The 12,442-nt window shown below is 70.5% G+C and carries 7 protein-coding genes; 5 read left to right on the top strand and 2 right to left on the bottom strand.

The window, feature by feature from the left end:
* Positions 1–43 precede the first annotated feature (43 nt).
* Together OG878_RS10295 and OG878_RS10290 are read right to left on the bottom strand one after the other, a co-directional pair.
* Positions 44–715, bottom strand: coding sequence for a DUF6445 family protein (locus tag OG878_RS10295; RefSeq protein ID WP_328886505.1), 672 nt, complete (start codon positions 713–715; stop codon positions 44–46).
* Positions 716–908: 193 nt separating this feature from the next.
* A complete protein-coding gene (locus OG878_RS10290; RefSeq protein WP_328886504.1) occupies positions 909–2,459 on the bottom strand; it encodes an integrin alpha in 1,551 nt (516 codons plus the stop codon).
* A 430-nt stretch (positions 2,460–2,889) separates the two neighbouring features.
* Here OG878_RS10290 and OG878_RS10285 point away from each other — a divergent pair, with 430 nt between their 5' ends.
* The 5 genes from OG878_RS10285 (at position 2,890) to OG878_RS10265 (ending at position 12,420) form a co-directional block, all read left to right on the top strand.
* Positions 2,890–3,669, top strand: coding sequence for a VOC family protein (locus OG878_RS10285; RefSeq protein WP_328886503.1), 780 nt, complete (start codon positions 2,890–2,892; stop codon positions 3,667–3,669).
* Positions 3,670–3,959: 290 nt separating this feature from the next.
* Positions 3,960–6,218, top strand: a complete 2,259-nt coding sequence (locus tag OG878_RS10280) for an ATP-binding SpoIIE family protein phosphatase (RefSeq protein ID WP_328886502.1) — start codon at positions 3,960–3,962, stop codon at positions 6,216–6,218.
* A gap of 284 nt (positions 6,219–6,502) precedes the next feature.
* Positions 6,503–7,057, top strand: coding sequence for a hypothetical protein (locus tag OG878_RS10275; protein WP_328886501.1), 555 nt, complete (start codon positions 6,503–6,505; stop codon positions 7,055–7,057).
* A gap of 284 nt (positions 7,058–7,341) precedes the next feature.
* Complete coding sequence (locus OG878_RS10270) at positions 7,342–11,202, top strand: S8 family peptidase (RefSeq protein WP_328886500.1); 3,861 nt, start codon at positions 7,342–7,344, stop codon at positions 11,200–11,202.
* Between the two features lie 189 nt (positions 11,203–11,391).
* Positions 11,392–12,420, top strand: a complete 1,029-nt coding sequence (locus tag OG878_RS10265; protein WP_328886499.1) for a TrmB family transcriptional regulator — start codon at positions 11,392–11,394, stop codon at positions 12,418–12,420.
* Positions 12,421–12,442: the final 22 nt, after the last annotated feature.

Below are 12,442 nucleotides of genomic sequence, written 5' to 3'. Positions count from 1 at the left end.
CTTTTTCCTTCAGTACGGCGCGCGTACTACCGTGGGCCGTGGATCAGGCCTTCCAGAAGAAGACGGCCGTCATGCGCTTCTCCTCCAGCGTGCGGCCCCGGTAACCGGTGGCACTGTGGATCATATGGGCCGAGTAGAGCAGCAGCCGGTTGTAGCGGTGCGGGACCCGTACGTCCTCGACGAAGGAGTCCGGTGACACGAATCGGGTCCCCAGTGCGTCGACGAGGTTGTTGTGCGGCGCGGTCACCTGGTTGCCGCCGAGGACTCCACCGGGCAGGCTCTGGCGGTAGAAGCTGGTCCCGCAGTCCTCGGGCGTCCGAGGGTTGAGATAGAGCACCGCGGCATAGCGGCACAGGGTCCGCGAATCGGTGTGGGGGCGCGGCTCGCATTCGCCCTCGCCGACGACCTGGACGCAGTTGTGGTTGAACGTGCCGCCCCCGGACGGCTGTTCGGCCCAGATCGTCCGGGCGCCGGTCGCCTTCCTCACCAGCCGCTCCACCCGTTCCAGCTCGCCGGGCTCGAGCCCCGGCATGGCGCGCAGCCCCGGCCAGCTCTCGGGCCTGTGCGGATAACCCTCGGTCCAGTCGTCCCTGGCCAGGCAGCGCTCCCGGGTGGCGTCCACGTCCGGCAGTACGTCGTCGAGCACCCAGTAGTCGCGCCCGCGCGTCGGCTTGCGGTACGGGAGGACCGGGAGGGCCGGGGGTCTGGGAGACATGGGAGGGACCGTAGCGGCCCGGCTGCCCGGGCGATCCGTGCAAGCGGTCAATCTTCCGTCAAGTGTTTCCCATGCGAGAAGATCCGCCGGCCCGCCAAGGAGAGCCACAGGAGCCGCAGTTGATGCGGTGCGGCACCCATGCGTCCGGGAACGGCACCGGTGCCCCGGACTCCGTCGGGGCACCGGCCACCTGTCACTCGTCGATCGCCGCCCCGTACAGCGAGTCCGTCACCGGGCCGCCGAAGTCGCCCGCGCCGTAGCTCCAGGAACCGGAGGTGGTCAGCCCGCTCGTGCCCGCGGAGAACACCCAGACGAAGCCGTCGTTCGTGTTCTCGCCCGGTGCCGAGACGAGCAGACCGAACCGGCCGTCGTCGTTGGGGTCGGTGAACGAGACCTGGCCGCCGAACTTGTCGCCCTTCTCCACGTTGCCCGGGACGTTGGCGGTGCCCTGGTTCGCCGACAGCACGCCGGTGGCCGTCAGGCCGCGGGCCGAACCGCGCAGGACGGTGAAGGCGCCCGCGTCGGCGACGGTGCCGATGTCCTCGCCGGAGATGCCGATCGCCAGGTCCGCGAAGCCGTCCTTGTTCGTGTCGCCGAGGGAGAGGTCGGTGCCGAAGCCGTCGCCCTTCTCGTTGACTCCCGGGACACCCGGCGAGTCCTGGGTCCACCAGACGGGGGGCCTGACCGGTCCGTCCTCGCCCACGAGTCCGGCGGGACCGCCGTAGTAGATGCCGACCACGCCGCCGGTCATCGTCGCGCCGCCGTCGTCCGGGCTGTGCGGCTCGCCCGTGGCCAGATCGTCGTAGCCGTCGCCGTTGATGTCGCCGGAGGCGGCGACCGGCCCGCCCCGCAGCGCGTAGATCGGAAGCGGCTCGTCGAGCGATGCGGTGCCGGGCACGACGTACGACCAGCCGTGGCCCGGCTCACTGCCCACGCTGGTGCCGGAGATGATCAGGTCGGCGTAGCCGTTGTCGTCGTAGTCGCCGGTTGTCAGCGAAACGGCCCGGAGACCGTCCGGCTCGTCGGCGGCGGCCCCGGCGCGCGCCTTCCCCGATGAAGCGCCGAGGGCCAGCCGCGGCTGATGCTGCGCACGCCTCGACTGCGGGGCCGTCCGCTGTGCGGAGGTTCCGGTGGCCCGCTCGAACCAGTAAGTCGTCTCACCCGCCGAATCCATGACGGCCAGCAGGTCACCGGGTGTGAAGTCGGAGAAGCGGGCAGCGGCGAGAGAGGAGCCGAACAGGCTGCCCACGTTGGGTTCCTCGGCCTCCAGCCAGTTGCTCACCGTCCCGCTGAGCCCCTTGGGCGTGCCCCAGAGGACGACGATGCCGCCTGCGTTGGCGACGGAACCGATGTCCTCGCCGGGGATGCCGACGACCGCGTCGTCGTAGCCGTCGCCGTCGAGGTCGCCGGTGGTCACCGCCTTGCCGAAGTTGTCGCCGGCCTCGGCGGCTCCGGCCACCCCCGATGTGTTCTGGCTGAAGGTTTTGACCCGGGTGGTACCCATGCCTTTCGGCCCGCCGTACTGCACGGTGACCATTCCCGCGCCCTTGTGCCCGCCGATCGCGGCTCCGGGCGAGCCGACGAGCACGTCGTCGTACCCGTCTCCGTTGAAGTCGGTGTTGCGGTCGTTGGCATGCGTGCCGCCGGGGGTACCGGCGTACGCGGACGGGGCCGTGGCGATGGCCGCCCCTGCCACGAGGAGGAACGATGCCGCCGCGACGGCGGCCGAGCGGTTCTTGCGCATGAGCGGCTCCTTGGCTCACGAAGGGCCGGGCTTGCTCGGGGGGCGCGGGGGTGGCCGGATAGGGCCCGTTCCTTGTCCGGCGCCGTGTATGACAGCGCATGGCGCGCAAGGGTTGTACGCAGACTGTGTCCCGTTTTCCTAAGAAGATCGCTTACGGGGTGTTCGCGGGGCGTATGCGGTGTGTGGCCTCGCGCCGGGCCGGCACGGTCCGTCCGTTCGGAGAACCCCGGCCGGGACCCTTCGGGCGAGCCCGGCCGGCATCGTTCGGGGAACTGCGGAGCGTCCATCCCGGGTCCCCCGGACTTTGGGTGTCAGATGGCCATGACCACGCCCGGGGCGACCCGCGGGGGACCCGGTCAGGCCGATGCGGCAGCGTGACCGCGGCCCCGGCGACCGGCCCCGCGTCGATCCGTCGAAGGAGGACACCACCATGCTCAGCACCGATTTCGTGACCGGCGCACCCAACTGGCTCGACCTCGGCAGCCCCGACATCCCGGCCGCCGCGCGTTTCTACGGCGCGGTGTTCGGCTGGAGCTTCGAATCGGCCGGACCCGAGGCCGGCGGCTACGGCTTCTTCCAGAAGGACGGCAGGACCGTCGCGGCCGTCGGCCCGCTCACGCACGAGGGGGCGAGTCCGGCCTGGACGGTGTACTTCCAGACCCCCGACGCCGACGCGACGGCCAAAGCCGTCGAGCAGAACGGCGGGACCGTACGGGCCGAGCCGTTCGACGTCATGGAAGCCGGACGGATGGCCCAGTTCACCGACCCCGGTGGCGCCGAGTTCGCGGTCTGGCAGCCCGCTGCCGTCCAGGGCCTGGAGAAGACCTCGGAGCCCGACGCGCTGTGCTGGGTCGAACTGCACGCCGGGGACGCCTCCGCGACGCCGGCCTTCTACCGGTCGCTCTTCGGGTGGCGCAGCCAGGACATGGAGGCCCCCGGCATGCCCTACACCGTGCTGTCCGCCGCGGACGGTGATCAAGAGGACGCGAGTTTCGGCGGCCTCGTCCAGGTCCAGGAGGGCATGGAGCCGCTCTGGGTGCCGTATTTCCACGCCGAGGGCGCCGATGCCACCGTCTCGAAGGCCGCGGCGAACGGCGGATCGGTGGTGATGCCGGCGTCGGACATCCCGGACGTCGGCCGGATCGCCTGGCTCGCCGACCCGTTCGGCGCGCCCTTCGCCGTTCTCCAGCCCGCGCCCCGGTCGGCCTGACGGGCACGAAGTCCAGTCCGGGGCCACCGCACCGTCCGTCGGTCCGGCGGGGGAGCGGTGGTCCGGACCCGTCCGTCCGCGACGGTACGCACACGCAGAGTGGACTCCACGAGGTCATGGGCCCGCCCCTCGGTGCGTGTCCGGGCACGGATGGCCTGCGGTGACCGGGACGGCGTAGGCGAGGACGCGGACCGGCCGATCTGCTCCCATACTGAAAGTGGTACGGCGCATGCCGCCGTGCAGCGGGACGCCGCACCCGCACCTGTCGCCGACGCCCCGGGGCGGAACTCATGGACTCCCCATCCTCCGCGGCACGCCCCAACGGGCCGACCGGGCCGCCGATGACGTGCCGTGACCACGTCATCGCCGCCGCGCTGCGGCGTCTGAACCGTCGTCTCGACTGCAGCACGTGCACCGCCTACCTGCTGACCGAGGACGGCCGGGCGCTGGGGGCGGCGATGATGGTCGACACCACCCTGAGCTTCACCGTTCCGTCGGGCATGGCGGCGGACGACTCGAACTACGCCTCGGCGCGGGCGCACCAGGCGGGGAAGGTGGTGCTGTTCGAGAACAGGGAACTGCGGGAGCTCACCCGCCGCTCTCCCGCGCTCTTCCTCCACAACCCCTACGCGATGATGGTCGCCGCCGCGCCGGTGCGGACCGCACGGAGCCGGTTCGGTGTGCTGAGTGTGCGCTGGGTGCCGCCCCGGCCGGTGGCCGACGAGGCGCTGGATTACCTCCAGACCGTTGCGGACGACCTGGCGGTCGAGCTGACGGACCTCGCGGGCCGGGGCGCGTCGATGAAGGCACCGTACGTCCCCCTGTTCATCGCCGAGGTGGCACGTGACGGAAGCGCCCCGTCGCAGGGAACTGCAAGGGACGTGGTTCGCGGGGCCGCGGCCGAGTCCGTGGTGCCCAAGCCGACGGGCAGCACGTTCCTGTACCAGCTGCAGAGGCTCGCCGCCGAGCTCGCGGCCGCGGTGCACATCCGGGACGTCCTGTCAGCCACGGACACCCAGGTGGTCCGGCCCTTCGGCGGCCAGGCGGTGATGCTGTGCCTCGCCGAGCAGGGCCGCCTGCATGTGGTCGGCGCCGCAGGGTTCTCGCGCGAGTCGGTCCAGCGGGTGGAGGGAACACTGCTGTCCCGGCACACCCCGGAGACGGACACGCTCCGCGCGATCGAGATCCAGTCCTTCCCGTCGGCCCAGGCGCTGCGCGACACCTATCCCGATGTCGACCCCGATCCGGAGGCCCAGGCCCGCGCCTACCTCCCGCTGGTGTCCAACGGGCGGGCCATGGGCTGCTGCGTCCTGGAGTTCCCGGAGCCGGCACCTCCGTTCGCTCCCGAACAGCTCGCCGTACTGACGATCATGCTGGAGCAGGTGGGCCAGTCCCTGGAACGGGCGCGCTCGTACGAGTCCGAGCAGGCGCTCACCCAGACCCTGCAGCGCAGCCTGCTGCCCCGCAGCCTCCCGCACCTGACCGAGGCGGTCGCCACGGCCCGCTATCTGCCGGCGACCGAACGGGCCGAAGTGGGTGGTGACTGGTACGACATCGTTCCGCTGCCCGGCGGCGGAATCGGCCTGGTCATCGGTGATGTGGAGGGCCACAGCCTGGAGGCGGTGGCGGTGATGGGCCAACTGCGCAGCGGAGTCCGGGCGTACGCCGCCGAAGGACACGATCCGGCCACCGTGCTGGAGCGGAGCAATCGGCTGCTCGCCGGGCTGGACACGGATCTCTACGCCACCTGCTGCTGCGTATGGCTCGACCTGACCAGCGGGACCGCCGCCACGGCGACCGCGGGCCACCCGCACCCGCTGATCGTCGACGCGGGCGGCAAAGGCGGTGCCAGGCAGCTGCCGGTGGGGCCGCCGCTCGGCGTCGACACACATGCCCGGTACGAGCAGTGCGAGGCGCAGGTGTCGGCGGGGTCGGTGATCGCGCTGTTCACCGACGGTCTGCTGGACGGGCGGCTCCTCGGATCGGACGCGGCGATGGAGAAGCTCGGCCGGGTGCTCGCCGAACACTGCGGCGAGAACCTGGAGGTGCTGGCCGACCGCCTCGTCCAGGACCGCCGCGGATGGCGGGTCCTCGCCGACGACGCGGCCCTGCTGCTCGTGCGGTACGAGGGAGCGCAGCCCCGGGAGCACCGGCGGATGGCCCGGATGTCGGTGCAGCGTCACCACCTGCAGGGCGTCGCCCAGGTCCGGGACTTCCTGCGGGACCTGCTGCGCGAGTGGGACATGGAGCCGTTGCTGGACACCATGGAACTGCTGACGTCCGAAGTGGTCACCAACGCTCTGATCCACGCAGACAGCGAGGTGGAGCTGCGACTGCGGGAGTATCCGGACCGGATCCGGGTCGAGGTCCGTGACAGTGACCCGCACCCGCCGGTGCCCACCGCGATCGTCGCGGACGAGGAGAACAACCAGGAGGCCGAGTCAGGGCGCGGCCTGCTGATCGTCGACGCGCTCGCCGGGGACTGGGGCAGTTCACCGGCGGGGCGCGGCAAGACGACCTGGTTCGACATCGGGGTTGCGGCCGAGTAGTCGAGCGCCGGCCGGATCCGCGGACGGTTGCTGCCGGTACCCGAGGGCAGGCCGAGTCCCGTCCGGGGCGGCCGGCGGGCCGCCTGACGGTGCATCCGTCGTGAATCGGGCGGACCTGACAGCGGGCGTCATCCCCGGCTCCCGGGTGCGGATGCTGCGCGGGCCGTTCTGCCGCCGGTTCGGCCTCCGCCGACGTGACCCGTTCGGCGGTGACTTCACGAGAGGTCGGCGGGCCGGTCGGAGTTCGCTGGTCTCGTACAGGTTCGTCGGCCATACTGCCCGCCGTGGAGCAGCGCATAGATCCGAAGACTCAGCCCGCGTACGCCGCAGGGACAGACCCGGCGTACATCCCTGGCCTCACGGCCCCCAGCATTGCCGGGGCGCCCGACGCGGAGCAGGAGAAGACCCAGGAGCCGGCGCCCGTGGACGCCGCGACCGAGGGACCGGCCGCCGGAGAGGCCGCCGTCTCAGGCGAGGCCCCGGACGTGGCGGAAGCGACGGCCCGGGACGACGGGGAGAAGGAGGGAGAGGAGAAGGTCGAGCAGGGCGAGAAGGCGGCGGACGGGCCGGTGTTCGAGGTCAGCGACCGCCGGGGTTCGATCACCGCGGACCGTGACGGCGTCCGGTTCACGCTGGACGATCAGGAGGCCGACTTCCGCTGGGACGAAATCGGCGCGGTCGAGGTGAAGGTCCCCCGGTTCGGGCGGCGGTTCACGGTCACCGTCCACATGTCGACCCGCCGCTGGTTCAACGCCGAGGTCGAGGCGGCAGCCAGGAGCAGCCTCAAGGAGTGGGAGCAGGAACTCGACGCAGTTCTGGACGCCTACTTCGAGGAGTAGTGACGGCAGCCAGACCCGCTTCGGCGGTGAGCGTCCGGGGGCCCGCGGCCGTGAAGGCCGGCGGGCCCCTTCGCGGTTGCAGAGCGGACATCTGGGCAGCCCCGTGTGGCGACAAGGCGCCATCTGGCACAGAGTCGCCACTCTGCATCTGGATCTTGCGGTCTACACGCAATTAGCTTCCGGCGTGCGCGGCAACGTCCGGACGTTCGGTTGGTTGGCTGTGATGCGACCGAGCATCAGTTCTTCTGACGCGCATGCCTGTTGAGCCTGCGTAAGGAGTCCTGATGCGTACAACCCGCGAGAGACGGCGGCGTACCGCTGCCGTCGGTGCGGCGGCAGCGGCGGTCGTCCTGTCACTGACAAGCCTGCCCGGGGCGGTAGCAGCCGTGCCGCCGCCGACCGGCCCGAGCGCCTCGGGCGCACCGTCCACGCAGCAGAAGGGGTCGACGACCTCGACGGTGACCCTGGTCACCGGGGACACGGTCGCGCTGACCACCGGGCCGGACGGCAAGCAGTCGGTGAACATCCTCTCCGGCGCTGGAACGTCCAAGTCGTTCCAGACCTCCAGCGGACAGAACGGCGACCTGTACGTCTACCCCGAGGACGCCATGGCCGCCCTCGCCTCCAGCACGGTGGACGGCGAGCTGTTCAACGTCAGCCGGATGATCAGGGACGGCTACGGCGACGCGAAGACCGACGAGGTTCCTGCCATCGTCGACTTCCAGGGGAAGCCGACCGCCGCTGCCCTGAAGCAGAAGACCGAGGACCTGCCGGGCAGCGACAGCGAGCGGGTCATGCCTCGGCTGGGGCTGTCCGCGGTGCATGTCGACAAGCACAGCGCGAAGGGCTTCTGGCAGGCCGTCAAGCCCGCCCGCTCGCTCACCAGGAGCGCCGGGGCGGCGGTCACGCCGGGCACCGCCGGGGTGAGCAAGCTGTGGTACGACGGCAAGGCGAAGGTCGCACTGGACAAGAGCGTGCCGCAGATCGGCGCCCCGGAGGCATGGGCCAAGGGGTACGACGGCAAGGGCGTGAAGGTCGCCGTGCTGGACACCGGTGCCGACCTGAACAACGCCGACATCAAGTCCGAGATCGTCCAGAGCCAGAGCTTCGTCAACGGCCAGACGGTCCAGGACGGTCACGGCCACGGCACCCACGTCGCATCCACCATCGCGGGCAGCGGCGCCAACTCCGACGGCAAGTACAAGGGCGTCGCCCCCGGCGCCGACCTGCTGATCGGCAAGGTCCTGTCCAACTCGGGCCAGGGCGCGGACTCCAGCATCCTGGCCGGCATGGAGTGGGCGGTCGAGCAGGGCGCCGACGTCATCAGCATGAGCCTCGGCGGTCCCGACGCCCCCGGTGAAGACCCGCTGACCAGCGCGGTCAACTCGCTCAGCGCCTCCTCGGGCACCCTCTTCGTCATCGCCGCCGGCAACAGCGGCCCAGGCGAGAGCACCCTGGGCACCCCCGGCGCCGCCGACGCGGCCCTCACCGTCGGCGCCGTCGACAAGTCCGACGCGCTCGCCGACTTCTCCAGCCGCGGCCCGCGCCTCGGCGACATGGCGATCAAGCCGGAGATCACCGCCCCGGGTGTGGACATCGTCGCCGCCCGCGCCGCAGGCACCAACCTGGGCACTCCGGTCGGTACCGACTACACCACGCTCAGCGGCACCTCGATGGCCACCCCGCATGTGGCCGGCTCCGCTGCGATCCTCAAGCAACGCCACCCCGACTGGACCGGGCAGCGCATCAAGGAGGCACTGACCGCGCACGCCAAGTCCGCTGCCGACCAGACCGTCTACCAGCAGGGTTACGGCCGGGTCGACATCCCCGCCGCGCTCGACCCGTCGCTGGAGCTGTCCGGTACGGCTGACTTCCGCGTGATCCCGTGGCAGAAGGGTACGTACCCCACCCGCAGCCGCACCCTGACGCTGCGCAACGACGCCGCCACCGACACCGTGGTGACCGTGACGGCCGCCGCCAAGGACGCGAGCGGAACCGCGGTCCCGTCCGGCACGCTGTCGCTGTCGGGAGCGGCCCTGTCCGACGGCCGGGTCACCGTACCGGCCGGCGGCACCGCCGAGGTCGTCGTCACGCTCGACAACAACGGCCTGAAGGCCGGCCAGTACGGCGGGTCGGTCACCGCCACCTCCGACAGCGGCGAGTCGGTGCACGCCGCGCTCGGCTTCGTCACCTCCGTCGAGCAGCACGATGTCACGCTGAAGGTCACCGACCGATTCGGCAACACCCCCAAGGCACTCAGGTTCACCCTGCACGGGATGGACAACAACGTCTGGCAGAGCCAGACCCTGTACGACAACGGCACCACCACCCTGTCGGTACCGCTCGGCAAGTACTCCATCGAGGGCTCGCTCTACTCGGCGGGCCCCGCCGGGGGTGCGGTCTCCTACGCGGCCGACCTGTTCGACGTGCCCAACATCGAGGTGAGTGACCGGGACCAGACCTTCACCGTCGACGGCACCACCGCCACCGACCTCAGCGTGAAGATCAAGGGTGAGAACCGGCCCCTGGAGAACGGCCAGGTGACCACGTTCATCGTCCGTGACGACGGCACCGCAAACGGCCACGCCAACTTCTCCGGCATCGGCAACCTGCTCAACCTCGGCGACATCAGGCAAGGTGCCATCCCCAGTGCCGGCGCCACCACCGGCGCGCTGCGCCTGGAGACCGCCCTGGCCCGGCGCGAACCGCTGGTCCAGCTGGAGGTGACGGGCCCCGGGCACGTGACCCTCCCGCTGAAGTCCGCGGTGAACGCGAAGCGCTTCGAGGGCACCAAGCGCACCGAGCTGGTCGACCTGGGCGCCGGCACCGAGCAGGACTTCGCCGCTGCCGACGTCAAGGGCAAGACCGTTCTGGTCTCCGTGGCCGACGTCACCAAGGCCGACGACCAGGCCGTCAGGGCCGCGGCCGCCGGAGCCGTCGCGATGATCGTGGCCCCTGCCGTTCCCGGGCCGAGCGGAAGCGGCGTCCCCGCCGGCCAGACCATCCCGGTCGCCCACGCCACGTACGACAACGCAGCAACCCTCAAGGGCTTGCTGGCCAAGGACAAGGTCCGGATCGCCCTGACGGGCGTCCTGGAGTCGGGCTACACCTACAACCCGCACTTCACCGACGACCGGATCCCCGCCGACCTGGCCAAGACCGTCGACGTCAAGGCCTTCGCCAAGGTCACCAATACGTTCCACTCCGACGGAGCCCGGCGCCTGGGCGCCGAGTACATGAACGTCTGGGGTCCCCTGCAGGTGAGCACCGTCTCCGTCGGCCAGCCCCTCTACCAGGGCACCACCCGCGACGACTACTTCCTCGCGGGCACCGGGGTGACGTACCAGCCGAGCGTGTCGGCCAGCTTCAACTCCTCCACCTGGACGATGAACGGCCAGCGCGCCACCTACCTCACCCCGGGCAAGTCCTACACCCGGAGCTGGTTCGACGCGCCGATGCGCGTGTCCCAGTACGAGTTCGGGCCCTGTCTGTTCTGCCGCTCCGACGTCTGGCAGAAACTCCCCGGCTGGAACGGTGCCGACAACGATCCCACCCACACCCTGTCGGGCCTGACCGGGACCTGGAGCTACTACCTCAACGGGCAGCCGATCACCGGCTTCGGCCAGCTGGCGCAGGAGAAGGCGGACTACCGGTACGTCCTCGACCAGAAGCTGAACACCGACGTCCCGGGCGTCACCCTGGGCCGCCAGATGCACACGGAGTGGAATTTCAGCCAGGCGGCACCGACCACCGTGGCCATCAAGGACTGCGACACGGCGTTCATTCCCACGCCCAAGGTCTGTGAGTCCATGCCCGTGATCCTGCTCGACTACGACCTGCCGCTGAACGTGCTCAACCAGGCACGGGCCGGACTGCCGTACACCTTCACCGTGAACGCGGCACGCCCCAAGGGCTGGGCCGGCTCCACAGCGGTCGCCGGTGCCAAGGTCTCCGTCTCCTACGACGACGGCGCCACCTGGAAGTCCGCCGCGATGCTGCGCAAGGACGACAACTCCTTCCAGGCACTGCTGTGGCACCCCAAGCTGGCCGACACCAACGGCTTCGTGACCCTCAAGACCGAGGTCTGGGACTCCGCGGGCAGCCGCACGGTCCAGACCATCACCCGGGCCTACGCCCTCAAGTGAGGTTCTGAACCAGACGTACGTCGGACACCACCGGGCGCCCGGCGCAGGGATGAGAAATTCCCTGCGCCGGGCGCCCTGCCTGCGTAAACGGCCGTATTGTCATCGCGTTCACGGATGCTCCGGGCACGCCGTGATGCACTGCATAGGTGAAGGGGGCTCCTCGGGAGCCTGCGAGGGGAGAGTACGCAGATGCTGGAGACACTCGGTCTGAGCACCAACGAGTCGCAGGTGTACGAACTGCTCGTTCGGACAGGACGCACCGACGCGGACCGGATCCGGCACCTTCTCCGCCTCGGTGCCGGGCACGTCGAGGATGCGGTCGGCGGACTCGTCGACCGAGGGCTGGTGACCACCACCGACGATCAGCCCGCACAGCTGATTCCGTCCCCTCCGGACATAGCGGGGGAGGTGCTGCTCCTGGCGCGGATGACCGAGCTGACGAAGGCCCGCGGGGCTCTGGACCGGCTCGCGGACGAGTACCGCAGTGCGCCTCGCCCGGACGTCTTCTCGGGAGACATGGCCGAGATCGTCCCCGACGAGGAGGTGGCGCTGCGGTACCAGCAGATCCAGGCCCGGGCCCGCAGGGAGGTCGTACGGTTCGACGCCCCGCCGTACCTGGTGTCCGAAAGCGTCAACGAGGTCGAGATCGAACAGCTGGCGGCGGGGGTGAGGTTCCGGACCGTCTACGACCGGCTGGGGCTGGAGGCGGACGGGTCGCGAGAGGAGGTCCTCCAGTACGCGGAGGCGGGGGAGCATGGCCGGGTTCTGAATCATGTGCCGGTCAAGATGGTCATCGTCGACGGTTCGACGGCCCTCCTTGCGATGCGCTCGGGCGAAGCGTGTACACATCCGGTCGTACATATCCACCCCAGCCCGCTGCTGGACGCGCTGGTCACGCTGTTCGAGCTGGTGTGGGAGTCCGCACTGCCCCTGCATCCCATGGCCGTCCAGCCGCTCAGCGAATTGACGGACGACGACATCGAGCTGCTGACGCTGCTGCTCTCCGGACTGACCGACGCCGGTATCGCCCGGCAGCTGAGGATGGGGAGACGGACCGTGCAGCGCCGGGTGCGGGATCTGATGGACCGTGCCGCCGCCACCAGCCGGATCCAACTTGGATGGCAGGCGGCCCGGCTGGGGTGGATCACCGGGCCGGGGAACCCGACGGGAACCGTGCCGGAAGAGGGAAGTCCGAGCGGTCGCCCGACGGAGGCCTGACCTCTGTCCGGCGCGCGTTCCC

This window comes from Streptomyces sp. NBC_00316 (genome assembly GCF_036158715.1).
In the GTDB taxonomy this organism is placed as follows: Bacteria; Actinomycetota; Actinomycetes; order Streptomycetales; family Streptomycetaceae; genus Streptomyces.
The sequence above is the reverse complement of the archived record's forward strand: the minus strand, read 5'-3'. Positions and strand labels throughout refer to the sequence as shown.

What these genes read in the sequence shown, in the direction of transcription:
- OG878_RS10295 (WP_328886505.1), bottom strand. Translation starts at nt 715, where the DNA reads ATGTCTCCCAGACCCCCGGCCCTCCCGGTCCTCCCGTACCGCAAGCCG.
- OG878_RS10290 (WP_328886504.1), bottom strand. Translation starts at nt 2,459, where the DNA reads ATGCGCAAGAACCGCTCGGCCGCCGTCGCGGCGGCATCGTTCCTCCTC.
- OG878_RS10285 (WP_328886503.1), top strand. Translation starts at nt 2,890, where the DNA reads ATGCTCAGCACCGATTTCGTGACCGGCGCACCCAACTGGCTCGACCTC.
- OG878_RS10280 (WP_328886502.1), top strand. Translation starts at nt 3,960, where the DNA reads ATGGACTCCCCATCCTCCGCGGCACGCCCCAACGGGCCGACCGGGCCG.
- OG878_RS10270 (WP_328886500.1), top strand. Translation starts at nt 7,342, where the DNA reads ATGCGTACAACCCGCGAGAGACGGCGGCGTACCGCTGCCGTCGGTGCG.
- OG878_RS10265 (WP_328886499.1), top strand. Translation starts at nt 11,392, where the DNA reads ATGCTGGAGACACTCGGTCTGAGCACCAACGAGTCGCAGGTGTACGAA.